Origin of the sequence: Campylobacter jejuni, from assembly GCF_049221745.1 — a bacterium.
GTDB classification, from domain to species: Bacteria; Campylobacterota; Campylobacteria; order Campylobacterales; family Campylobacteraceae; genus Campylobacter_D; species Campylobacter_D jejuni_E.
Window position 1 is genome coordinate 58,170 of the sequence record NZ_JBMJAO010000002.1, and the last position, 24,951, is coordinate 83,120.

At 30.0% G+C, this 24,951-nt stretch carries 25 protein-coding genes and 1 pseudogene; 13 read left to right on the top strand and 13 right to left on the bottom strand.

The window, feature by feature from the left end:
• Positions 1 to 16: 16 nt before the first annotated feature.
• From argG to ACOTU8_RS02910, 9 genes and pseudogenes are all read left to right on the top strand, one after another.
• Positions 17 to 1,237 carry an argininosuccinate synthase gene (gene argG, locus ACOTU8_RS02870; protein WP_422341714.1) on the top strand — a complete coding sequence of 407 codons (1,221 nt, stop codon included), beginning with the start codon at positions 17 to 19 and terminating at the stop codon, positions 1,235 to 1,237.
• Positions 1,238 to 1,251: 14 nt separating this feature from the next.
• A complete protein-coding gene (rplI, locus tag ACOTU8_RS02875; RefSeq protein WP_422341715.1) occupies positions 1,252 to 1,695 on the top strand; it encodes a 50S ribosomal protein L9 in 444 nt (147 codons plus the stop codon).
• On the top strand, positions 1,695 to 2,237 hold the full coding sequence (gene hslV, locus ACOTU8_RS02880) for an ATP-dependent protease subunit HslV (RefSeq protein WP_075455880.1): 543 nt from the start codon (positions 1,695 to 1,697) through the stop codon (positions 2,235 to 2,237). The genes rplI and hslV overlap by 1 nt, the downstream gene beginning before the upstream one ends.
• Complete coding sequence (gene hslU / locus ACOTU8_RS02885; protein ID WP_084762808.1) at positions 2,234 to 3,553, top strand: ATP-dependent protease ATPase subunit HslU; 1,320 nt, start codon at positions 2,234 to 2,236, stop codon at positions 3,551 to 3,553. Before hslV ends, hslU begins: the two co-directional genes overlap by 4 nt.
• Positions 3,550 to 4,425 carry a GTPase Era gene (gene era / locus ACOTU8_RS02890; protein WP_422341716.1) on the top strand — a complete coding sequence of 292 codons (876 nt, stop codon included), beginning with the start codon at positions 3,550 to 3,552 and terminating at the stop codon, positions 4,423 to 4,425. Before hslU ends, era begins: the two co-directional genes overlap by 4 nt.
• A complete protein-coding gene (locus tag ACOTU8_RS02895; RefSeq protein ID WP_422341717.1) occupies positions 4,412 to 5,518 on the top strand; it encodes a hypothetical protein in 1,107 nt (368 codons plus the stop codon). Before era ends, ACOTU8_RS02895 begins: the two co-directional genes overlap by 14 nt.
• The gene (locus tag ACOTU8_RS02900) at positions 5,511 to 6,059 is read left to right on the top strand and encodes a hypothetical protein (protein ID WP_422341718.1); all 549 of its coding nucleotides are present in this window, start codon (positions 5,511 to 5,513) and stop codon (positions 6,057 to 6,059) included. Before ACOTU8_RS02895 ends, ACOTU8_RS02900 begins: the two co-directional genes overlap by 8 nt.
• 198 nt (positions 6,060 to 6,257) lie before the next feature.
• A pseudogene (locus ACOTU8_RS02905) lies at positions 6,258 to 7,757 on the top strand (peptide MFS transporter).
• Positions 7,754 to 9,544, top strand: a complete 1,791-nt coding sequence (locus ACOTU8_RS02910; RefSeq protein ID WP_422341719.1) for an aminopeptidase P family protein — start codon at positions 7,754 to 7,756, stop codon at positions 9,542 to 9,544. The pseudogene ACOTU8_RS02905 and the gene ACOTU8_RS02910 overlap by 4 nt, the downstream one beginning before the upstream one ends.
• Positions 9,545 to 9,665: 121 nt before the next feature.
• On the opposite strand, the gene mrdA is transcribed toward ACOTU8_RS02910, so the two are convergent.
• From mrdA to ACOTU8_RS02970, 12 genes are all read right to left on the bottom strand, one after another.
• The gene (gene mrdA, locus ACOTU8_RS02915) at positions 9,666 to 11,471 is read right to left on the bottom strand and encodes a penicillin-binding protein 2 (protein WP_422341720.1); all 1,806 of its coding nucleotides are present in this window, start codon (positions 11,469 to 11,471) and stop codon (positions 9,666 to 9,668) included.
• The gene (locus ACOTU8_RS02920; RefSeq protein ID WP_422341721.1) at positions 11,472 to 11,966 is read right to left on the bottom strand and encodes a hypothetical protein; all 495 of its coding nucleotides are present in this window, start codon (positions 11,964 to 11,966) and stop codon (positions 11,472 to 11,474) included. It abuts the gene before it with no gap.
• Positions 11,963 to 12,559: a ribosome biogenesis GTP-binding protein YihA/YsxC gene (gene yihA, locus ACOTU8_RS02925; RefSeq protein ID WP_422341722.1), complete on the bottom strand. Its 597-nt coding sequence runs from the start codon at positions 12,557 to 12,559 to the stop codon at positions 11,963 to 11,965. The genes ACOTU8_RS02920 and yihA overlap by 4 nt, the downstream gene beginning before the upstream one ends.
• Positions 12,556 to 13,017, bottom strand: coding sequence for an LptA/OstA family protein (locus ACOTU8_RS02930; RefSeq protein WP_422341723.1), 462 nt, complete (start codon positions 13,015 to 13,017; stop codon positions 12,556 to 12,558). The genes yihA and ACOTU8_RS02930 overlap by 4 nt, the downstream gene beginning before the upstream one ends.
• Entirely contained in the window at positions 12,999 to 13,514 is a 516-nt protein-coding gene (locus tag ACOTU8_RS02935; protein ID WP_422341724.1) for a hypothetical protein, read from the bottom strand. The genes ACOTU8_RS02930 and ACOTU8_RS02935 overlap by 19 nt, the downstream gene beginning before the upstream one ends.
• Positions 13,505 to 13,993 carry an HAD-IIIA family hydrolase gene (locus tag ACOTU8_RS02940; protein WP_422341725.1) on the bottom strand — a complete coding sequence of 163 codons (489 nt, stop codon included), beginning with the start codon at positions 13,991 to 13,993 and terminating at the stop codon, positions 13,505 to 13,507. The genes ACOTU8_RS02935 and ACOTU8_RS02940 overlap by 10 nt, the downstream gene beginning before the upstream one ends.
• Before the next feature lie 5 nt (positions 13,994 to 13,998).
• Positions 13,999 to 14,826: a septal ring lytic transglycosylase RlpA family protein gene (locus ACOTU8_RS02945; RefSeq protein WP_002855093.1), complete on the bottom strand. Its 828-nt coding sequence runs from the start codon at positions 14,824 to 14,826 to the stop codon at positions 13,999 to 14,001.
• On the bottom strand, positions 14,786 to 15,904 hold the full coding sequence (locus tag ACOTU8_RS02950) for a transglycosylase SLT domain-containing protein (protein ID WP_422341726.1): 1,119 nt from the start codon (positions 15,902 to 15,904) through the stop codon (positions 14,786 to 14,788). The genes ACOTU8_RS02945 and ACOTU8_RS02950 overlap by 41 nt, the downstream gene beginning before the upstream one ends.
• Positions 15,904 to 16,719: a TatD family hydrolase gene (locus ACOTU8_RS02955; protein ID WP_422341727.1), complete on the bottom strand. Its 816-nt coding sequence runs from the start codon at positions 16,717 to 16,719 to the stop codon at positions 15,904 to 15,906. The genes ACOTU8_RS02950 and ACOTU8_RS02955 overlap by 1 nt, the downstream gene beginning before the upstream one ends.
• Positions 16,710 to 17,954: a bile resistance response regulator CbrR gene (gene cbrR / locus ACOTU8_RS02960; protein ID WP_422341728.1), complete on the bottom strand. Its 1,245-nt coding sequence runs from the start codon at positions 17,952 to 17,954 to the stop codon at positions 16,710 to 16,712. Before cbrR ends, ACOTU8_RS02955 begins: the two co-directional genes overlap by 10 nt.
• Positions 17,955 to 18,059: 105 nt before the next feature.
• Complete coding sequence (recN, locus tag ACOTU8_RS02965) at positions 18,060 to 19,583, bottom strand: DNA recombination protein RecN (RefSeq protein WP_422341729.1); 1,524 nt, start codon at positions 19,581 to 19,583, stop codon at positions 18,060 to 18,062.
• Positions 19,583 to 20,443: an NAD(+) kinase gene (locus ACOTU8_RS02970; RefSeq protein WP_422341730.1), complete on the bottom strand. Its 861-nt coding sequence runs from the start codon at positions 20,441 to 20,443 to the stop codon at positions 19,583 to 19,585. The genes recN and ACOTU8_RS02970 overlap by 1 nt, the downstream gene beginning before the upstream one ends.
• A 90-nt stretch (positions 20,444 to 20,533) precedes the next feature.
• On the opposite strand from ACOTU8_RS02970, the gene aspS reads away from it, so the two are divergent.
• Genes aspS through msrA form a run of 4 tightly spaced genes read left to right on the top strand, consistent with a single transcriptional unit; the run spans position 20,534 to position 23,926 of the window.
• Positions 20,534 to 22,285 (top strand): aspartate--tRNA ligase, encoded by a 1,752-nt coding sequence (gene aspS, locus ACOTU8_RS02975; RefSeq protein WP_422341731.1) that lies wholly within the window; start codon positions 20,534 to 20,536, stop codon positions 22,283 to 22,285.
• A complete protein-coding gene (gene adk / locus ACOTU8_RS02980) occupies positions 22,282 to 22,860 on the top strand; it encodes an adenylate kinase (protein WP_422341732.1) in 579 nt (192 codons plus the stop codon). The genes aspS and adk overlap by 4 nt, the downstream gene beginning before the upstream one ends.
• Before the next feature lie 9 nt (positions 22,861 to 22,869).
• Positions 22,870 to 23,388, top strand: a complete 519-nt coding sequence (ppa, locus tag ACOTU8_RS02985; RefSeq protein WP_002871349.1) for an inorganic diphosphatase — start codon at positions 22,870 to 22,872, stop codon at positions 23,386 to 23,388.
• A 40-nt stretch (positions 23,389 to 23,428) separates the two neighbouring features.
• A complete protein-coding gene (gene msrA / locus ACOTU8_RS02990; RefSeq protein ID WP_422341733.1) occupies positions 23,429 to 23,926 on the top strand; it encodes a peptide-methionine (S)-S-oxide reductase MsrA in 498 nt (165 codons plus the stop codon).
• A gap of 175 nt (positions 23,927 to 24,101) precedes the next feature.
• Here msrA and ACOTU8_RS02995 read toward each other — a convergent pair whose 3' ends face one another.
• Entirely contained in the window at positions 24,102 to 24,941 is an 840-nt protein-coding gene (locus tag ACOTU8_RS02995) for an RsmB/NOP family class I SAM-dependent RNA methyltransferase (protein WP_422341808.1), read from the bottom strand.
• Positions 24,942 to 24,951: the final 10 nt, after the last annotated feature.

Genomic DNA, 24,951 nt, shown 5'->3' on the forward strand with positions numbered 1-24,951 from the left:
TAACAAAGGATATCTTATGAAAAATGAAGTAAAAAAAGTAGTTTTAGCCTATTCTGGGGGGCTTGATACGAGCATTATTTTAAAATGGCTTCAAGATGAGTATAATTGTGAAGTTGTAACTTTCACAGCAGATATTGGTCAAGGTGAAGAACTCGAACCTGCAAGAAAAAAAGCCCTTTCTTTAGGCATAAAAGAAGAAAATATTTTCATTAAAGATTTAAGAGATGAATTTGTTAAAGATTATATATTTCCTATGTTTAGAGCCAATGCAATTTATGAAGGAGAATATCTTTTAGGAACAAGCATAGCAAGACCACTTATAGCAAAAACTCAAGCACAAATTGCTCTGCAAACAGGTGCTGATGCGGTAAGTCATGGTGCCACAGGCAAAGGAAATGATCAAGTGCGTTTTGAACTTGGCTATCTTGCTTTTAACCCAGATTTAAAAATCATCGCTCCATGGCGTGAATGGGATTTAAACAGTCGTGAAAAACTCCTTGCTTATGCACAAAAACACGGTATTGATATTTCTAAGAAAAAAGGAAAATCCCCTTATTCTATGGATGCAAATTTACTTCACATTTCTTACGAAGGACTTGTTTTAGAAGATCCTGCGCACGCACCTGAAGAAGATATGTGGAGATGGAGTAAAAGCCCAAAAGACGCTCCAAATGAAAGTGAAATTATAGAACTTGATTTCCAAAAAGGAGATTTAGTAGCGATAAATGGAGAAAAACTAAGTCCTGCAGGACTTTTAACCAAACTTAACGAACTAGGCTGCAAACACGGTATAGGACGCCTTGATATAGTAGAAAATCGCTATGTAGGTATGAAAAGCCGTGGTTGTTACGAAACTCCAGGTGGTACTATACTTTTAAAAGCACACAGAGCTCTTGAAAGCATCACGCTTGATAGAGAAGCAGCACACTTAAAAGATGAACTCATGCCAAAATACTCGAGTTTAATTTACAATGGCTATTGGTTCTCGCCTGAAAGAATGATGCTTCAAGCCTTAATCGATGAGTCTCAAATTCACGCCAATGGTAGAGTAAAACTCGAGCTTTATAAAGGCAATGTGATGGTTATAGGACGCGAAAGTGCAAATGATAGCTTGTTTAATGCCGCGTATTGTACTTTTGAAGAAGATGAAGTGTATAATCAAAAGGATGCAGCAGGCTTTATCAAGCTTAATGCTTTGCGTTTTATCATCGCAGGAAAAAATGGAAGAAAATTTTAATATTAAGGAATAAAATGAAAGTATTATTAATCAAAGATGTAAAAGCACTTGGAAAAGCAGGCGAAGTAAAAGAAGTAAAAGACGGCTACGGACAAAATTTCTTAATCGCTAAAGGCTTTGCTAAAGCAGCTACTAATGAAGTTTTAAAAAAATATGAAAGCGATAAGAAAAAAGAGGCTGAAAATTTACGCTTTGAAATCGCAAATTTAGAAAAACTCAAAGAAGAACTTAGCAAAATCACTCTTGAAATTTCAAAACCCGTAGGTGCAAATGGAAGTTTGTTTGGTGGTGTAACCAAAGATGAAATTGCTCACGCTCTAAAAGAACAAAGCCATATAGAAATCGATAAAAAAAGTTTAGAATGCGACACCTTGAAAAGCTTAGGAATCCACGAAGTAAGCATAAAACTTGGACACGCAATCCATGCTAAATTTAACATAAACATAAAGGCAGAATAATGTTTCACGCAACAACGATTTTAGCTTACAAAGGTAAAAATAAATCTGTAATCGGCGGAGATGGACAAGTAAGCTTTGGAAATACGGTACTAAAAGGCAATGCTGTAAAGATTAGAAAACTTAATAATGGCAAAGTTTTAGCAGGTTTTGCAGGATCAACAGCTGATGCTTTTAATCTTTTTGATATGTTTGAAAATCTTCTTCAAAGCTCTAAAGGCGATCTTTTAAAAGCAGCGATTGACTTTTCTAAAGAATGGAGAAAAGACAAATACCTAAGAAAACTTGAAGCTATGATGCTCGTACTTGATAGAAATCACATTTTTTTACTTTCTGGTACAGGCGATGTGGTTGAACCTGAAGACGGGCAAATCGCAGCCATAGGAAGTGGTGGAAACTATGCACTTTCAGCTGCTAGAGCCCTAGCAAAACATGCCAATTTAGATGAAGAAGAACTTGTAAAATCAAGTCTTCAAATCGCAGGTGAAATTTGCATTTATACTAATACCAATATCAAAACTTATATAATCGAGGATGAGAAATGAATCTAACTCCAAAAGAAATTGTTAAATTTTTAGATGATTATGTTATAGGACAAAAAAAAGCTAAAAAAATCATAGCTATAGCTTTAAGAAATCGCTACCGCAGAATGCAACTTAGCCCTGAGTTGCAAGATGATATCGTACCAAAAAATATCTTAATGATAGGTTCTACAGGCGTAGGCAAAACAGAAATCGCTAGGCGTTTAGCTAAAATGATGGGCTTTCCTTTCATCAAAATTGAAGCGAGTAAATATACTGAAGTAGGTTTTGTAGGTCGTGATGTAGAAAGCATGGTAAGAGATCTTGCCAATGCGGCTTTAAATTTAGTAAAAAACGAACAAAGGGAAAAAAACAAAGATAAAATCGATGAATTTATAGAAAATAAAATTTTAGAAAAACTTTTACCACCTTTACCAAAAGGTATCAGCGATGAAAAACAAGAAGAATATAAAAACAGTCTTGAAAAAATGAGAACTAAACTAAGAAATGGCGATCTTGATGAAAGCACCATAGAGATAGAAATTTCACAAAATATGTTCGATACTAATCCTAACCTACCTCCTGAAATGGGTGCAATGCAAGATATAGTTAAGGTTATAGGCGTTGGCAGTAAAAAAGTCAAAAAAGAAATGAAAATTAAAGATGCTAAAAATGCTTTAAAAAACGAAGCAGGAGAAAAAATCCTAGATCAAGAAAGTATTAAAAGCGAAGCCTTAAAAAGAGCAGAAAATGAAGGGATTATTTTTATTGATGAAATCGATAAAATCGCTGTTTCAAGTGGAAATTCAAACCGCCAAGATCCAAGCAAAGAAGGAGTACAAAGAGACTTACTTCCTATAGTCGAGGGATCAAATGTACAAACAAAAATAGGTACTTTAAAAACTGATCATATTCTTTTTATTGCCGCAGGGGCTTTTCATCTTAGCAAACCAAGCGATCTTATCCCTGAACTTCAAGGACGCTTTCCTTTAAGAGTGGAATTAGATAGTCTTGATGATAAAGCTCTTTATGAAATTTTAACACGCCCTAAAAATTCACTTTTAAAACAATACTCTCAGCTTTTAAAAACTGAAAATTTAGAACTTGATTTTGACGATGAAGCAATTAAAGAAATAGCAAAAATAGCTTCAAGAGCTAATGAAGAAATGCAAGATATAGGTGCTAGACGCTTGCATACTGTGATAGAAAAATTACTTGAAGATCTAAGCTTTGAAGCTGATGAGTATGCGGGTAAAAAATTCGTAGTTGATAAAAAAATGGTAGAAGAAAAACTCGGAGATATCATAGAAAATAAAGATCTTGCAAGGTATATTTTGTGAAAAGTGGCTTTGTTAGCATCATAGGACGTACTAATGCAGGAAAAAGTACTTTAATCAATTCCTTATTAGAAGAAAAAATCGCCCTAGTTTCTCACAAACAAAATGCCACAAGGCGTAAAATCAAAGCCATAGTGATGCATGAAAAAAATCAAATCATTTTCATCGATACCCCAGGACTTCACGAAAGCGGTGCTACATTTAATCAACTGCTTGTCCAAAGTGCTATTAAATCCATGGGGGATTGTGATGTGATTTTATTTGTGGCAAGTGTTTTTGATAGCACAAAAGACTATGAAAAATTTCTTAGTCTAAACCCACAAGTACCACATATCATCGCTTTAAATAAAGTAGATTTAACCGACAATGCTACGCTTTTAAAAAAACTTAGCGAATATGCAAAATTTAGCGAACATTTTAAGGCTATACTGCCTTATTCCTCCAAGAAAAAAAGCTATAAAAAAAGCTTGTTAAATGAAATAGTAAAATACCTTGACGAACATGAGTATTTTTATGATCCTGAATTTTTAAGTGTGAGTAGCGAAAAAGAACTTTATAGAGATTTCATACTTGAAAGTATTTATGAAAATTTAAACGATGAGCTTCCTTATAGTAGCGAAGTGCTTATCAATCGCACTAAAGACACACCCAATCTTTTGATCCTAGAAGCCAATATCATCACAGATACAAACTCTCACAAGGGTATGCTTATAGGAAAAGAAGGGGCAACTTTAAAAAGAATAGGCAAAGATGCACGCTTTAAAATTTTAAAACTTGCACAAAAAAAGGTACTTTTAAAGCTTTTCGTAACAGTGAAAAAAAACTGGCAAAAAGATGAAGAATTTTTAAAAAAACTTTTAAATGATGAAAATTAATTCATTAAATAAAATAAATTTTATAAAATCTACAGATTTGTTTTATACTCAAAAAACTGGAATATCCAAAGAAGACGAACTTTTTAACAATTTAACCGCAGATTTTAAGCTAAGCAAACCCTTTGACTATCAAATAGCCTTTTTTAAACATAGTGAAATTTATCATTGTTTTTTAGCACCTGTTTGCAAATTGAAAAAAAGTCGTTTTTGCTTTCCTGAACCTTTAATTTTTCAAGCTTTATTTGATGAAAGATTTATTGAGGAAAGTGATTATTGTGTTTTAAATTTATATGATCAAACTTTATATTTATATTTTTACCAAGAAGGAAAATTTAGCAATCTTAAAAAAATCGAAAATTTTAACCCAAGTAATATTGATTTATTTTTTAAACAAAATCGATTTATAGAACTTTTAAAACACTATGAAAGCAAATTGCTACTTTATCAAGATTTGGATACAATCAAACATTACTTCTCATCTCAAATAAAATGTTTAAATCTAAATGATATTCTTGATAAAAATAGTTTTTTGAAATTAAGTTCATATAGTATAAAAAATCTAGATCAAAATTGTAATTTTATCAAGCATAATAAAATAAAAATATCTATTTCTTTTAAAATTATATTATTATTTATTTTTAGCTTTAGTCTTAGCATGATGATTTTATTATTTAAAGATTTTATAGAGTACAAACAAAATAAGGAAATTCAAAATAAAAATTTTATCATACAAGAAGAAATTTCTAAACTAAAACAAGATAAGCAAAAATTATTAACAAACATACAAGATTTAAACTTTACTCTTTCTAATAAAATATCATCTACGCAACAACAATTTCATATTTTATCCACCATAACAAAAGAAATCAATTTAGACAAAAATAAAGCAATCATTCTAAATCAAATCATATCATGGCTTAATTCCAATGAACTTAAAATCACAAATCTTGAATTTGAACAAACAAAAATCATTCTTTCTTTTATCGATGAAAACTACTTTAAAAGAGCATTAGAAAATCTAAATTCAGCTTTTAAAATTCTTGATAAAAATGAAGAAACATTTAATATCGTATTAGAAGTCATACATGAATAAAATAGAAGTATTTTTGCAAAATTTAAATTCTAGGGAAAAATTTCTTTTTATTTCTTTTATCTGCCTTTGTGCTTTGTTTTTAGCTTTTAAAATTCACGATCGCTTTTTGGAAAATATTTTTCAAAAAACATTAGTAGAACATAATTACCTTGCATTAAATGAAGCAAAAATAGAAAATTCACATCTTAAAGAAATAGAGATAAAACTAACAAAACAGATTAAAACAGAGGAAGAAAAATTAAAATACTATAAAGAAAAATTGCATTTATTTTCTTATGATAAAGATTTTTTCAATAAAAAAATCAATAATTTATCCAAAAATTTAACCATTAATGAAATAAAATTTTCCCAAGAAAACAAAAATTTTATCCACTATAATCATGTTTCTCTAAGTTTAAATGGCGACTTTAAAGACTTGTTCAATTTTATACAAAATTTAGAAAATCTTCCTATAGCTTTAAAAATTGATAAAATAAAACTATACAATACACAGGGTTTAAAATTAAAGCTTGATTTAATGTTTAAATTTGTTAATTTATAATAATATTAAAATGTTATATTTTTAAATATTATTATAAAAAAATATTTAAAAATATTGCAATTTAATTATTTTTCTATTACTATTAGTTAAAATATTTTAAGCATAAAAAAGAAAGATATTGGGAAAGTGACTAAACAAGAAATACAAAAACTCGATACAAATTTCCTAGGTCATCTCAAGCCTTTATTTTCTTTATCAATGGTAGAACTTTGGGAAAGATTTGCTTTTTATGGCATACGATCTTTACTTGTACTTTTCATGGCAACAACCATAAGCAAAGGTGGACTTGGAATAAGCACTGAATACGCCTCGGCAATTATGGCATTTTGCAGAATGCTTGTATTTAGCAGCACTTCCTGGAGGCTGGATTACTGATAATTATTTAGGTCAAAAAAGAGCAATTTTACCAGGTGCTTTAACTATAGCATTTGGACATTTGTGTATAGCCTTTTCTTATTTTAACAATAAAATAATTTTTGTTGGTATGGTTTTTTTGGTTATAGGTACAGGACTTTTTAAAACTTGTGCTTCTGTAATGGTTGGAATGCTTTATAAAAAAATGATGCAAGGCGTGATTCTAGTTTTACTCTTTTTTATATGTGTTTTAATTTTGGTGCTTTTGTAGCTCCTTTAATTTGCGGCTTTTTACAAAAAGAATACGGATGGCATTTTGGTTTTGGTGCAGGTGGGATTAGTATACTTTTAGCAGTAATTATTTTCTACCTAAAAACTCTGCCTGATTTAAAAGAATTTGATGAAAAAGTTGGCATAGACTCTACTTGGGATAGACCAAGCAAAAAAAACAAAAACGCATTTTACATCATCATTGTATCAGGTATTGTTTTACTTGGAGCAATATTTTTAATCCTTGGTGGTTTTATAAAATTAGATGCACAAGTTATTAATAAAAATATTATTTTAACTATCTTAGCTTGTGCTGGAATTTATTTTTTATATCTTTTTGCTTTTACTTCTTTAAAAATAGAAGAAAAAAGAAATTTAATTATTTTTATTGTTTTATTTTTAGCGGCTGCGTTATTTTGGTCAGTATATGAGCAACAATACACTTCTGTTAATTTTTTTTGCGGAAAAATTAACAGATAAAACCATATTAAATTATGAAATTCCTACAATATGGTTTCAATCTCTTGGAGGTTTATTTGTCATACTTTTTGCACCTTTTAGTGCTTTTATATGGACTATATGTGCTAAAAATAATAAAGAAATTTCATCTATTATTAAATTTGCATTAGGACTTTTGGGTGCAGCTTTAGCATTTTTAATAATGGCTCTGCTCCAAATCATGCAATTAGTTTAAATGGTGATGCCAATACATTAAGAGAAAATTTAGAAATTTCATCACAAATTATTTTAGTTTCACCTTGGTGGCTTATCAGTAGCTTTTTGCTTATGGTTTTAGGAGAGCTTTGCCTTTCCCCTGTGGGACTTTCTATAATGAAAAAAATTGCACCTAATTTAATTAAATCTCAAGTCATGGGACTTTGGTTTGTAGCAAGTGCATTAGGCAATGCTTTAGCTGGATTCATAGGCGGTAAAGCAAGTGAAGAAAATATAGCTTATTTGCCAAATTTATTTTACCAATGTATGTAGATATTACTTGGTGCTGTTATAATTTTACTTATACTCAAAAAACCTATCAATAAAATACTAAAAATTAATATTAAGGAGAAAATATGAGTATTTACAAACAAAGAGTATTAGAACTTAGAAGATTAATGAAAGAAAATAATATTGACGCCTATCTCATCTTAAGTGCAGATCCGCATTTGAGCGAATATTTACCAGAATATTACAAAAACAGAGTCTTTATCAGTGGCTTTAAGGGTTCTGTTGGAACAGTTCTTATCACACAAGAAGAGGGCTTTTTGTGGGTGGATGGAAGATATTGGCTTCAAGCACAAAAAGAATTAGAAGGTAGTGGCATACTTTTACAAAAGCAAGATGCTAAAAATACTTTTACCAAATGGTTAGAAAAAAATTTAAGTAAAGAACAAATTTTAGGCATCGATTTTGCACTTTTACCTTTATCTTTGCAAAAAGATTTACAGATTAACTGCAAGGCAAATTTAAAACATATAGACTTGATAAGTCCACTTTGGAAAGATCGTCCCACTTTACCACAAGAAAAAATTTATGAACACGAACTAGAATACTGCTCTTACTCAAGAAAAGAAAAATTAGCATTAGTGCGTCAAAAAATGAAAAATTTAAATGCTACTTCTCATTTAATCTCCAGTCTTGATGATATAGCTTGGCTTACAAATTTAAGGGGGAATGATGTAAATTACAATCCTGTATTTTTAAGTCATTTACTAATCTTGGAAGACAAAGCTTTACTTTTTGTTGATCAGAAAAAAGTAGATTCAGAACTCGAAAAAAATTTAAATTTAGATGGGTTTTGGCTTAAAAATTATGATGAAATTATCATAGAGCTTGAAAAACTTGCAAATACAAATTTGCTTATTGAACCTTCAAAAATGACCGCTTTACTCATGAATTCTTTAGATAAAAGCGTAAAAATCATTCAAGAAATTAATCCAAGCACTCACTTAAAAGCAGCTAAAAATACAAAAGAAATAGCGCATATACAAGATGCCATGATAGAAGATGGGGTGGCTTTATGTAAATTTTTTGCCTGGCTTGAAGAAGCGATAGAAAATAAAGAATTAATAAGCGAATTGGATATAGATACTAAAGCAAGTGAATTTAGAGCACAAAGCAAATATTACATAAGTGATAGTTTTGCCACTATAGCAGGCTTTAATGAAAACGCAGCATATCCACATTATAAAGCCACAAAAGAGAGTTTTGCTTATCTTAAAAAAGATGGGCTTTTACTTATTGATTCTGGTGGACAATATAAAAATGGCACAACAGATATTACACGCGTTGTACCTATAGGAAAGGCTAATACAGAACAAATTCATGACTATACCTTGGTTTTGAAAGCGCATATTGCCATTTCTAGTGCAATTTTTCCAAAAGATATAGCTATGCCTCTACTTGATGCAATCACACGCGTACCTTTATGGAAAGAACAAATTGACTATATTCACGGTACAGGACATGGCGTGGGATATTTTTTAAACGTCCATGAAGGTCCACAAGTTTTATCTTATCTATCCCCTGCGCTTGAAAAAACAAAAGCCAAAGAAGGTATGCTAACCTCCATAGAACCAGGTATTTATAAAGTAGGCAAATGGGGCATAAGACTTGAAAATTTAGTTATTCATACCAAAGTAGAAAATCCTAAAAATAAAGATTTTGGAGAGTTTTTATACTTCAAACCTGTTACTCTTTGTCCTTTTGAAATATCTTGTATTGATACAAAAATGTTAGATGAAAAAGAAAAAGAATGGTTAAACAATTACCACAAAGAAGTATTTGAAAAACTTTCTCCTAAGCTAGGTGATTATCCAAAAGCTCTAGTTTGGCTTGAAAAAAGAACAAAAGCCATCTTTTAAGATGCTTTTTGTTAATATAGATAAAATTTCCCTTGTATTAAACTTATAATTTGTTTAATACAAGGTTTTTAAACCAATTGCTAAAAAAGTTTTTTTGAAAAACTCAATTTGCAACTAAAAATTATTTAAAATATCCAAGTTCAATCATTTTTTGATAAATTTTAGCTACAGTTGCCCCTGAAGTAATATTTCTCCCACCATGTTCCAAAAGAACGGTAACTACATATTTTGGCTTAGAATAAGGAGCATAAGAAGTAAGCCACGCATGAGATCTAGTATAATACTCAAATTGTTTTTCATCGACCCTATTTTTATCTGTCTGTGAAAATCCCACAACCTGAGCAGTTCCTGTTTTTGCTGCAACTTTCACATCAAGATTATGCAAATAACGATAAGAGGTTCCTCCTTGCTCATTAGCAACAGCATACATTGCATCTCTTATATAAGGCAATTGACTCTTTTCAAACAAAGTAAAAATTTCTTTTTTATTTTCATCCATTTGATTTTCTATGATTGTGTTATTATTTTCTATGCTTTTTAAAAAATGAGGTATAACTTCTCCACCTTTTGCGATTTGAGCTGTATATCTAGCAATTTGCATAGGTGTTGCAAGAAAATTACCTTGACCTATAGCTGTATTTAAAGTATCACCTTGAAACCAAGATTGTCTATATCTTTGCATCTTCCATTCTTTGCTTGGTAAAGTTCCTACAAATTCACTAGGTAAATCTACCCCAGTTTTTGCTCCAAAACCAATACGAGACAAAGTTTCACTTATTTGATCAATTCCAACTTGCAAACTGCCATTATAAAAATAAACATCACAACTATATTTTATCGCATGTTTTAAATCCACAGGTCCATGGCCTGATCGATTCCAACATCTAAAAAACCTGCCTCCAAGCTCAATGCTTCCATTACAAACATATTGAGTCGATGGGCTAATATTTTTAGAATTTAAAAAAGAAAGCCCTACTCCCATTTTTACAACAGAACCTGGAGGATAATATCCATTTATAAGTTTATTTGTAAAAGGATGATCAAGACTATTTGAAAGCTCATCCCAATCCTTAAAAGAAATCCCTGTTACAAAAGGATTAAGATCATATTCAGGAAAACTCCCTGCAGCTAAAATAGATCCATCATTTACATTCATAATTACAGCAGCTCCAGCATTGCCTTCAAATAACGAAGTTAAATAAGACTGAAGTTCTATATCAATCGTAAGTTCTATATCATTAGACATAGTAGGAGTGTAAGAAAGCTGTTCTACTTCTTGATTTAAGGCATTAACCTTATAAACTCTAGTTCCTTTTTCTCCTTGTAAAATATCATTATAATAGCGCTCTATACCGCTTTTTCCCGTATAGTTAGAAAGTTTTGCTATTTCATTCTCTTGAACATCTTGCAAATTTGCCTTACCTACATACCCAATAATATGCGAAGCCAATTTTCCAAAAGGATATTTTCTTTTTACAACAGGATCTATTTTTATTGTTTTATTAAGATTTAACTCTGAATAATGCGGAATAATCTCATCGTAGGGTATAAAATCTACAACTTTAATAAAATCTTGATTATAGTAAGAATCATTTCTTCTATAAATTTCCGCTAATTTACTAGCATTTAAATCGGGAAATAAATTTGTAAGTTCAGATAATTCTTTATCTAAAATTCCTTTATTTGACTTTTTAATACTTAAATAAGGTTTAATAGAAATACTAAAACCCAAATCATTAATAGCCAATAAAGTTCCATTTCTATCCATAATTTGACCCCTAACAGGTGGTAAAAATTCGGTTTTTATGGCATTTTGTTTAGCAAGCTCTTCATAATATACATTTGATTTTATACTCAAATAATACACACGACTTAATAAAAATATAAAAAACAATAGTATAAATCCAACAACTAAACGCATTCTCATTTAAATTTTACCCTTAAAAAACACATAAGCTAAACAACATTCTATAAAAACTAAAATAAGATATTCCCATCCTAAAATTTTAATTTTCTCATCTCCAATATAAGACAATATCATATCCAAAAACAAAATAATGCCATAAGCACAAAGCACAAAAACAACAGGGATAAATTTACCAATTTTTAAATTTGTCTTAATCCAACCTGCACAAAGATAATAAAAAATAAAAAATGCCAACCAAGATGAAAAAATAAAAAAATTATAAGTTATATCAGTAAAAAATAAAAAAAATAAAGAAAAATACCATCTAAAATCAAGCTTTGAAAAAGTTCTTTCTCTCTCTTCTAATAAGCAAAACATATAACAGAAAAAAATCCCATAAAGTAACGGAGCATATACAAAAGTCGAACCAAGAATCTGATAGATTAGAAAAAAAAATCCTAAAAAGACATAAGCTCCATTAAATTTTGCTTTATAAGCACTTAAATTTCTTCTCATTTATCAAGACCTAAAGTTTGATTGATAATAATATCTTCTAAAGAATCAAGGCCAAATTTATTCAAATTTGAAACTAAAATAGAGTCTTTAAATTCATTTTTTAACTTAGCTTTTTCACTTTGATTTAATTTATCACATTTGGTAAAAACTTTTAAAATTTTTTGATCAGGTCGTAAAAATCTTTTCAAATAGTCATTTAAATTTACATCGATCTCTAAATGAGCATGTCTTGAATCGATTAAATGTATAAATAACTTTATCGAGGTTCTAAATTTTAAAAATTCATCTAAGTTTTGATTCCATATTTCTTTTAAATTTTTAGAAACCTTTGCATAACCAAACCCTGGCAAATCGATAAAATTGATATTAAATTTTTCTTCATTTCTTTTACAAGTTACTTCGAAAAAATTTATAAGCTGAGTTTTTCCAGGAGTTGCCGAACTTTTAGCTAATTTTTTTTGTTTACACAAAGAATTGATTAAAGAACTTTTTCCGACATTAGAACGCCCTAAAAATGCTACTTCACTAAAATTTGAGCCCAAATTCTCATCAAATTTCACTAAAGAAGTGATAAATTTAGCACTAATTATCATTTGTCTTTAAGATCAAATACAAAACGAGCAGGTTTTTGATCCTTACTCTCTGCTCGATAAATATTAGCTTTTCTATCGACTATTATTTTATCACCAAAAAGCTTTTGATTGCTTCCAAGTTCATTTATATAAGCATGACCATTAATCTCGTAAGTGTCTTTAATAACATTATAAATAAATTTATCTCCACTACCTTTATAAGTTTTACCTTTTAAAACAATCTTAAACCTAGCATTTTGCATTGCTTCATAACGAATAGGTTTGCGATTTTTATCCGTATAAATAATCAATTTTTCAGAATTTAAAATATCATCACCTCTGATTACTTCTACATTTCCACTAAGAACACTTTCACCCTTATTTTCATCTGAGTAAAAATTTAAAGCTTTTACTTCAATTTGAGTTGCCCAAGTTACACTTACACAAGCTAACAATAAAATTATTTGTCTTGCAACCACGCATTTACTCCTTGGATATTTAAAATTTTGTTTTTTACATCATAGTTTAAAGTATTTCCGTTAATTATACTTCCATTGATCAGAGCTTTAAAATTAGTATTTGTGTGTAAAATTTTATCCTTAGGTTGGTATTCTACCTCTTGAGAAATAATTTTGACATTATTAGTACCTATATAAGTAACATTTCCTTCAAATAAAACCTTACTCATATCTTTATTGAAAAACTCTAAACGATTCGCACTAAGATTAAAATCTAAATTTAAAGTAATAAAATCATTAAATTCATCTCTATCTGCATATCTCACCCAAGAATTTGCCTTATAATATGCCTTAATTGTACTAGCATTACTCTCATAAGCTTTCAAATTTTTAGCCTCAATATTTTTAAAATTTAAAGTATTAGTTTGTAAATTCAAAGAATACGGATCTTGTAAACTTAAAATCGTAAAAGTAATCGTAAAAAGAGCAATTAAAATTCCAAAAATTTTTATAGCCAAAGCTTATTCCATTCTTCTTCTAGATGATTTTTTTCTACTAAAATTTCTATCATCTGTGCTACAGCAGCCTTGCCACCTTTTTTGCTAAGCACTATATCTACATTTAAATCTTTATGACCATCTTTTGGCTTAAAACTAAGCCCTACACTTTCAAGTAAAGCCTTATCGTTAAAATAATCCCCAATAGCCGCACACTGAGAAAAATCTAAGTCAAGTTTTTGTAAAATTTCTTTTGCGCAAGCTAACTTATCCTTGATGCCTTGATATAAAATTTCTATTTTTAAATCTTTAGCTCTTTTTTCAACACAAGGACAATTTCTGCCTGTAATAATAGCAATTTTTTTACCAAGCTTTAGCCAAGCCTCGATAGCCGCTCCATCTTTTACATCAAATTCTTTAATAAATTCTCCATTAGAAGTATAAATAATTTTTCCATCAGTTAAACAACCATCTACATCCAAAAAAATCAATTCTGTCATAATTTCTACTCTCTTACAACAAATGCGCCCGCAAATGCGCCACTTGCAGCAAAATCTCTTGCTTCATCTTCACTTCTAAAGCCTGTTAAGAAAACGCGATTTAACCCATCCACTGAGCTCGTACGTATAGTAGAGCTATAAGTTCTATAAGTTTTATATCTTGCTGCTATCGTTTGTGCTCCAGCTGGGTTTTTAAAGGCTCCAATTTGAACCATGAAATTTCCACCTTCATAAATTTGTCCATTATTTGCAATTTCTCCGCTATTTCCATAGTTTACATTAGAATGTACAATATTATTACCCGAATTACTTGATCCAAACCCTATAACCTCAAGCCTTACTGGAGCTGTTCCTGAAGCAATCATATCAATTTGACTGGCAGCTCCTTTTGATAAATCTATAATACGATTATTCACAAAAGGACCTCTATCATTTACACGAACAGTAACTTGACGATTGTTATTTAGATTGGTTACTTTTAAGATGGTATTCATAGGTAAAGTTTTATGAGCCGCGGTTAAAGCATTTTGATTATAGGTTTCACCATTAGAGGTTTTCTTGCCATGAAAGCCTGGCCCATACCAACTCGCAATACCATCAGCAGTTTCGCCTACTGCTACAACAGTAGGATAATAAGTTTTGCCGTTGATAGTATAAGGCTTCATCGTTCCTTTAGTCCCTGAAGAACTAGGACTACTTTTAAAATCATTTGAAGGATAATACACTTGAGCATTATCCAAGCTAGAAAAAAAACTAGTGCCTAAACAACCACTAAAAAATAAAACCCCTAGACTAACGGCTGACAACTTTAGTGTAATTGTTTTTATTTGCATTTTTATTCTCCTTGATTGGTATAATTAATTTTTGATTAATGCTAAGATGATTTTTTGCTATTTTATTTAATTCTCGAATTTCATCAACACTGATATTATAATTTTTTGCTATTTTATATAAAGAGTCACCAGACTTAACGGTATAAGTTCTTGTCATAGGTATAGTTGTATCAACCTTCGCAAGTTTTTCTGCTTTAAAATTTTTATCAAAAAATGCTACTTTATTAAGCGGTATATACATATAATACCCTTTACCAGGAGGCGTAAAATTATGTTTAAATTGTGGATTATATTTCTTAAAAGTTGCAAGATCCATATTTAAATTTTTAGCTATTTCTTTTAAAGATGCAGAAGAAGGCACATCAACTTTTGCAAATTCGTTGCTTAAAGCATAATTCATTAAAGACGCATCTTTATCTAGTAAAAAATCCCTATCATTGGCTAAAAAAGCAAGCGTTAAAATCTTTCTTATAAAATTTCTAGTTTCTAAAGAAAGATATTTCTTATCGGGGTTCAATAAAACGCTTAAATCATCACTTCCTGCTTGTTTAATAGCTTGTCTTAGTTTACCATTTCCGCAATTATAAGCTAAAAGCGCTAAATACCATTTGCCAAATTCTTCTTTTAACTCTTTTAAATAATTTGCAGCGGCATAAGTTGACTTGACCGGATCACGCCTTTCATCAACGTAAGCATCGATTCTTAAACCCAAATTTCTAGCTGTTGGTTGCATAAATTGCCAAACCCCTACAGCCTTGGCATTAGAAACGCTATGAGTTTTCAATCCTGATTCAACCATAGCTAGATACAAAATCTCATCAGGAACTTCCTGCTGAGCTAAAATTTTTCTTATCATAGGAGTAACTTTTGAAAAATTTTGCATACTATCTATTAAAGTTTGAGCGTGTTTTGATTTTATATCTTGCTGAGTTTGCACAAAAATCAAATCACTAATAAAACTTGGATTAATATCTAAATTTCTTAAAACATTCATTTGTCTTTCGTAAAATTCAGGAGTATTAATTTGTGCAAAAAGAAAATTAAAACATATTAAAAAACACAATAAAATTTTTTTCATTAATAACCTTTAAAAAATAATTTTTCAGAATTGTTAAAACAAATTTCTAGAAGCTCTTTTCTTGATAAATTCAATACTTCACACATTTTGTTTGCTACAAATTGAGTTAGCAAAGGTTCATTTCTTTTACCACGATAAGGCTCTGGAGTAAGATATGGAGCATCAGTTTCAAGTAGTAATCTATCTTTTGGAATTTTAGGCAAAATCTCAACTAATTTCTTAGCATTTTTAAAAGTTAAAACTCCCCCGATACCAAAATAAAACCCCTCTTCAAAAAGAGTTAGTAAATGTTCGCTTGCATTAAAGCAGTGTAAAACTCCTCCTATAAGTTCTTTAGAATACTCATGTAAAATCTCATAGGTATCATGATTTGCTTCTCTTGAGTGGATGATAACAGGTTTTTTAAATTCAATAGCAAGTTCGAGCTGTGCGATAAAAATCTTTTTTTGATTTTCTTTTTCTTTTTGAATTTCTTCAGCAAGATCACTTTTAAAACGAAAATAATCAAGCCCACATTCACCTATAGCTACACACTTTTCATCGCATAAATACTGCCTTAAAATTTTCTCATCATAATTATCAATTTCATAAGGATGCACCCCTGCTGCAAAAAAAATATTTTTATATTTATAAGCAATTGTAGCTGCATAAGGCAAGTCTTTTATATCAGCACCAGGTATGATGATTTTCTCTATGCCATTTTTAAAAGCACGATTTAAAGTTTCATCTAAATCATCTTTAAATGCTTCACTGTCTAGATGGCAATGCGTATCAACAATCCTTAAACCATCTTGAAAATCAAGATTTAAGAACATACTTCAACTCTATCCTTGCCATTATCTTTTGCTTGAGACAATATTTTACTTGCTTTATCAACCAAAGAATCAATCTTATCTCCACTTTTTCCAAAAACCACGCCTATAGAAGCTGTAAAAAAGACTTCATCTAAATTAACTAAAACACCAGCCTTTTTTATATTTACTCGTATACGAGAAAAGATTTTAATCGTTCTTTCTTGGGTTATATTTTTAAGCAAAATACAAATTTTTTCTGCACTATATCTACCTACAAGATCTCTTCCTTTAGTTTCATTGACTATTTCATTAGCGCAGATTTTAATTACTTCATCACCAACTTCACGGCCGTATTCATCGTTAATCATTTGAAGATTATCTATATCTAAGAAAGCAAAAGCAAATTCCTCATCTTTTGTCGCTATTTCGTTAAAATAATCATCTATTCCATCAATTAAAGCATTATAATTTTTAACCCCAGATACAGGATCTAAAACATTATAAGTGCTTAAAAATTTTTTATCATCCATGTAAGATAAACAACGATCTAAGCGACAATTAAAACTTTCTTTGCTTAAAGGTTTAAACAAATACTCATTAACTCCATTTTTAAAAGAATTCGCTTCAAATGAATCATTATAATCCCCCAAAAGAATCACACCTAATTCATCATCACTAAAACGTTCTCTTACTTGAGTCAAAAGCTCAAAACCGCTAATTACTGGCATATTGACATCTGCTATAATAAGCTTAACATCATTATTATCATTTAAATAACTCATTGCTTCTTCACCATGAGCTGCAACTAAAACATTAAATTGTCTTTGAGTGAGTATTTTTTTAATTTCATTACGCTCAGGTAGCTTGCTCATAGCTAAAATCACTTTAGTTTTTGCATATTGATTAAGTTTTATAATAGAACTAACAATCTCATCAATGCAAGTTTCACTTTCTTTAAAAATATAATCTAATATATCTTTATCCATAAATTTTTCTTTAGTAGCCTTATCACCACTAGCCGTAAGAACAATAGCAGGAATTTTCTTTTCTATAACATAATCCACAACTTCACCATTTGGGGCATCTGGCAAACATAAATCCACAAAAGCTAAAAAATAATCATTATTCATTAATTCCTTAGCTTCAGCAAAACCAAAAGCAATATCTACCTCATAATCCAAAGTCATTTGAATTTTTTTAGCTAAAAGTTTGCCGAGCATTTTATTATCATCAATAATTAAAATTTTCTTATTCATAGCGTGTAAAATACCTTTATATCTAAAAATTTTTAATATATTTGTTTCATAAAGAAAGGAAATCTTATAGTTATATATTCTAACATAGTAAAATAAAAAATCCGCTTAATTCTTAAACAATGTCTTAGCAAATTCGATTGCTTCATCACTAACAAGCTCCCCGCTCACCATCCTAGCAAGCTCTTTGATTCTTTCTTCTTGATCAAGCTTTTTTACCTTACTTTCTTCACCATTTTTTTCAACTAAAAAATGATTATGTGCCTTAGAGGAAAGTTGAGGTAAATGAGAAATAGCAAAAATTTGATAAAACTTAGAAAGCTCCTCTAAAACCTTAGCTATACTCATAGCCTCTTTTCCGCTTAAATTTGCATCGATTTCATCTAAAAATAATATCCCTTTACCTGCATTTAAAATTTTACATTCTGTGGCTATAAAAGCAAGTCTTAAGCGATTTAATTCACCCGAACTTAAATTTTTTAAATGAGCTAAATTAATATCTAACATTATCTCATCTTTGCCTAAAATTGAAATTTTTTCATTTTCTTTAAGCGTCAAACTTGCATCTTTCATATAAAGATCTTTGAGATAATTATTTAAACATTTTTCTAATTTTTTAAGGTTTTTCTTTCTTGTTTGAGTTAAAATTTGTGCTTTTTCTTCTAATTTTTGTTTTAATTCTTGAAATTTTTTTTCAAGTTCTTTTTTTTCAAAGCTTAAATTTTCATAATGTTCTAGTTCATGTTTTTTTTGTTTTAAAACTTCTAAAGCATTTTCTATGCTTTCATAACGCTTAATAAGATAGGATAAATTTTCAATGCGATCTAAAAGTGTCTCCACATCAAAATCCAAATCTTCCATTTTTTGATTTTCACAAATCACGCGCAAATCATTTAAACATTCACTAAAAAAACTCGCATCAACTTCACTTAAATTTAAAGCTTCAATAACAACTTTTTCAAGCTCAAAAATACGCTCTGCCTTACTCCAAGCTTCTTCTAATTTATCTTTTTTAGAAAGCTTTTTTTTAAGTATTAAAAGCTCTTCATACTCACCTATTTTAGGATTAATGCTTGAAATTTTTTCAATTTGCACCCTAGCTAATTCTTTTAATTCTTCTACTTTTTTTTCTTCTTCTAAAATTGCATTAAGCTCATTAGAAATTTGGCTATAAGTATTAAAATCTTTTTTAAAATCTTCTAAAAAGGAAATAAAATTTGTATTTTCTTGCATTTCCAAGGCATCTAAGAGATTTAAAAATTTTTCATTTCCAAATTCGTTATTTTCCTTTGCGCTTAAATACCTAATAAAAGTTTTACTTAAATTTTGCAAACTTTTTTTCGCTATGCTTTGATTGTTAATAAAATATTTTGTGTTTTTTTCTTTTAAAAGCTTAAAAACATTTTCCTCTTCGCTTTCTATACCAAAACTTTCTAAATCTAACTTATCATCCAGTTCTATTTCGACAATTTTAGCCTCACTTTCACTCAAAGAAAATGCGGATAAAATTCCTTTAAACAAGACCGATTTTCCAGCTCCACTTAGCCCTGTAAAAACGGTAAGTCCTTTAGAAATTTCGAGCTCAGCCTTTTTAAAACCAAGATTTTCTTTCATAAAAATTCTATTTATCATCAATTTCCCCAGTGTAATTTTTCTTTTAAAATTTGAAAATAATCCCTATTTTTTGGGTGAATTAAAGCTACATTTTTATCACTTAAACCCACTTTTATACTTTTAAAATCATTCATTTTATAATTTTCTTGCCCATCAATACAAAGTATGCAATCCTTTGCCATAATCTCTATTTCAAAACCTTTTGGTAAGACAATAGGGCGTTGTGTTAAAGAATGAGAACAAACAGGAGTTAAGATAAAAGCTTGAGCTAAAGTATAAACTATAGGCCCATTTGCACTTAAATTATAAGCTGTTGAACCCGCAGGAGTTGCAACAATAAGCCCATCTCCAAAATATTCATTAAATTTCTTTTCTTTTCTAAAAACTTCTATATGAGCCATAGAAGCTTGATTGTTTTTACTAATAACCACATCATTAAAAGCCAATTTTTCTAAAATTTTTCCTTGCTTATCTTCTAAAAAAACACTTAATAAATAAGGCTTTTCTATTCTAAATTCTCCTTGAAAAAAAGCTTGAAAAAAATTTTCAGCTTCATCAACTTTAAAATCTGTTAAAAAACCCAAACGTCCAGCATGAATTCCTAAAACTGCTTTATCATATTCACAAGCCTTACGACATAAAGAAATCAAAGTTCCATCACCACCTAAAGAAATAACAAAATCAGATATTTTAAACAAATCATCCAATTCATACTTTAATAAATTTAATTTTTTAGAACTTTCTTTAAACAATATAAGTTCAACCCTATATTTAGATAAAATCGATTGAAGTTTTAAAATTTCCTTATCTAAACTCACATTGGGTCGTGCAACAAGTCCAATTTTTTTAATATTTTTATAATCTATTTTATTTTGCATAAAAAATTATATCAAATCTTAGCAAAGCAAAAGAATAAAAATACTATAATTTTGCTCATTATCTTAAAAAATCTTTTTCAAGGAATAAATTTGCGAAGTCATTATAATACAGACTTGGGAATTTCCCATGTTGGTCAAAGCGTTAAACTTTGCGGTTGGGTAAATAGCTACCGCGATCATGGTGGAGTTATTTTTATAGATTTAAGAGATAGAAGTGGTATTATCCAACTTGTTTGCGATCCGAATGATAGCAAAGAAGCTCATGAAATCGCTTCCAATGCAAGAAATGAATTTGTACTTATTGCAGAAGGTACTATTCGTCCGCGTGGCGAAGGACTTGCAAATCCTAAATTAAAAACAGGAGAAATCGAAGTAGTTGTTTTTAAACTTACCATAGAAAATGAAAGCGCCGTACCTCCTTTTGCTATCGCTGATGAAAGTGTAAATGAAGAATTACGTTTAAAATATCGCTTTTTAGATTTAAGAAATCCTAAACTTTATGAAAATTTTGCCTTGCGTTCTAAAGCTTGTATAGCAGCTAGAAATTCTTTGGCAAATATGGGATTTTTAGAAGTTGAAACCCCTATTCTTACCAAAGCTACTCCTGAAGGTGCAAGAGATTATCTGGTACCTTCTCGTGTACATCAGGGTGAATTTTATGCTCTTCCACAAAGCCCTCAGCTTTTCAAACAACTTTTAATGTGTAGCGGTTTTGATCGTTATTTTCAAATCGCAAAATGTTTTAGAGATGAAGATTTAAGAGCTGATCGCCAACCTGAATTCACACAAATTGATGTTGAAATGAGTTTTTGCGAACAAAAAGATGTGATCAATGTAGCTGAAACTTTTTTAAAAGATATTTTCAAAGCTTGCGGCAAAGAAATTCAAACCCCTTTTAGACAAATGCAGTACAAAGATGCTATGGAGAATTATGGCTCTGATAAGCCGGATTTAAGATTTGATCTTAAATTTATTGATGTGATTGATATTTTCGCTAAGTCAAATAATGAAATTTTTGCAAATATTGCCAAAGATACAAAGAAAAATCGCATCAAAGCCATACGCGTTCCAAAAGGCGATACTATTTTTTCAAAAAGACAAATGCAAAGATTTGAAGAATTTGTGCGTAAATTTGGTGCTCAGGGCTTAGCTTTTATGCAAGTTAAAGAAGATGGGCTTAAAGGACCGCTTTGCAAATTCTTTAGCGAAGAAGATTTAAATGAGCTAAGCAAACGCTGTGAACTTGAAGTAGGAGATGTGGTATTTTTCGGTGCAGGGGCTAAAAAAATCGTACTTGATTATATGGGAAGATTTAGAATTTTCTTAGCCAACGAGTTAAATCTTATAGATCCAAATGCCTTAGAATTCTTATGGGTTGTTGATTTTCCTATGTTTGAACAAAATGATGATGGAAGTTATTCTGCGATGCACCATCCTTTTACCATGCCAAAAAATATCGATGAGACTGATTTAGAAGAAATTTCATCTATCGCTTATGATGTAGTATTAAACGGCGTTGAGCTAGGTGGAGGTAGTATAAGAATCCATAAAAACGATATTCAACAAAAAGTATTTAAACTTTTAAATATCGATGAAGAACAACAAAAAGAAAAATTTGGCTTCTTGCTTGATGCTTTAAGTTTTGGCGCTCCGCCACATGGAGGTATCGCTATAGGACTTGATAGACTCATCATGCTAGTTACAGGAGCAAACAGCATAAGAGAGGTTATAGCCTTTCCAAAAACCCAAAGAGCGCAATGCTTAATGACAGATGCACCATCGCCTGCTAGCAATGAAGCAATGAGAGAATTAGGAATCAAATTAAGGGAGAATATAAAATGAAAGAATTGTTTTTAATCATAGGTGCACCAGGTAGTGGAAAAACTACCGATGCTAGTTTAATCGCACAAGCAGATGTGACAAATATCACACACTATTCAACAGGCGATCTTTTAAGAGCTGAAGTAGCAAGTGGGAGTGAGCTTGGAAAAACTATAGATAGTTTTATATCCAAAGGTAATCTTGTTCCTTTAGATGTTGTTGTAAATACTATAGTTTGTGCTCTAAAAGCTGCTCCAACTAAAACTGTTATCATCGATGGCTATCCAAGAAGTGTAGAGCAAATGATAGAATTTGACAAGGTTTTAAGTGAGCAAAATGAAATTTGTCTTAAAGGTGTCATAGAAGTAAGAGTAAGTGAAGAAGTTGCTAAAGAAAGAGTTTTAGGCAGAAATCGTGGTGCAGATGATAATGAAGAAGTGTTTTACAACAGAATGAAAGTTTATACAGAACCTTTAAATGAAATTTTAGATTTTTATCAAAAGAAAAAACTTCATTTTATTATCGATGGGGAACGCACTATCGAACCTATCGTTGCAGACATGAAAGAACTGATTAAAAAAATTCAAAGTATATAAGGAGAAAAAATGGATTTAAGCAAAATCAAAATCGGAGATATTCCAAATAAAATCAATGCTGTAATTGAAATTCCATATGGCTCAAACATAAAATATGAAATTGACAAAGATAGTGGTGCTATCATGGTAGATCGCGTTATGGCTAGTGCGATGTTTTACCCAGCAAACTATGGTTTTATCGCCAATACTTTGGCTGATGATGGTGATCCTGTGGATATTTTAGTGCTTAATGAATATCCTATCCAAGCTGGAGCCGTGATTCCTTGCCGCCTAATCGGTGTTTTAATCATGGAAGATGAAAGCGGAATGGATGAAAAACTTCTTGCAGTTCCAAATTCAAAAATAGATGCAAGATATGACAATATAAAAACTTACACAGATTTACCACAAGCAACTTTAAATAAAATCAAAAATTTCTTTGAAACTTATAAAATTTTAGAACCAAACAAATGGGTTAAAGTGCAAGATTTCAAAGATGAAAAAGCTGCAATTGAAATTTTAGAAAAAGCAATCAAAAACTACAAATAATCTTAGCCCTTCAAAGGGCTAAACTCAAGGAAAACTCACAATGAAAAATATCGTTTTAGGTGGTGGTTGTTTTTGGTGTGTTGAAGCCGTATTTGAACGCCTAAAAGGTGTAATCGATACTGAAGTTGGGTATAGTGGAGGAAATCCAAATCCTAGCTATGAAAGCGTGTGCAATGGTGATGGTAACATAGAAGTTGTCAAAATAAATTACGATGAAAAACAAATCTCTCTCCTTGAAATCTTAACACTCTTTTTTAAAATTCATGATCCAACAAGTATAGATAAACAAGGTGCAGATATAGGTATGCAATACCGATCTATAATTTTTTATGACAATGAAGAAGACAAAATCTTGGCTCAAAAATTTATCCAAGAACAACAAAAAATATTTAGTAAAAAAATAGTTACTAAAATTTCAAGATTGCAAACTTACTACAAAGCTGAAAACTATCATCAACATTATTTTATAAATAATCCCGATCAAGGATATTGTCAAGCTGTAATAGCTCCAAAACTACAAAAAATACAATCAGACTAATTTCATCTTTTTAAGATTAAAAAATTTTCAACTTTATTCACAGCCTTTTCACGCTGTGATTTTCTTTTCAAAGTACTTAAAAATAGAACTTTAAGCTTTAAAATAAATAAAAAATTATTTATTGTTTTTTAAGTTTTTTTATGAATTTATATTTAAATGTGAATAATTTTATTAATTAATATAATTTCCTAAACTTAGCTATGAAAAATCCATCATAGTCTAAGCTTGGTAAAATCCGTCTACATTTTGAAATTTCAGCAAATTCTTCACTTTGCCCTGCTTTAGCCTCAACATTTTCCAAATCAATATCTAAAAGCTCTAATTTAAACTCGCTTTTTAAAGCATTTTCTATAACTTCTTCATTTTCTTCTTTGGTAAAGGTACAAGTACTATATATAAGTTCTCCGCCTATTTTTAATGCCTTTAAAGCAGAATGTAGAAGTTTTTTTTGGGTTTTTGCAATATTTTTGATTTCTTTATAACTTTTTTCCAAATCAAAACCTATTTTAGCAAAAGTTGAACAAGGTGCATCAAGTAAGATTTTATCAAATTTTAAAGGACATAAATTGCCTATATTTTTACCATCTTTCATAAAAACTTTAGCATTCACGCCGTAATTTTTAAGATTTTTTTGCAAAATAAAAAATCTATCCCTACTCATCTCATTACAAGCTAAATAACCTGTATTTTGCATAAAATTTGCAAGATTGATACTTTTGCCACCCGGAGCTGCACACATATCAAGAACACTTTGCCCTGCTTTGACCTCTAAATTTAAAGCACACAAATAAGAAGAATAATTTTGTATATAAAAGTATGCCTCATTAAAAGCTTTCATAGAACTTAAGATAGCCTTATCTTTGGCATCAAACAAATAACAATAAGCATTGATCTTTTTAAATTTTAAATTTTGTTTTAAAAATTCTTTTTCTAATTCTTCAATGCTGGTTTTTAAAATATTTGCAAATACACAAACATTTTTTTCTTGAGTAAAAGAAGATAAAATATTTTGCATTTCATCTTTG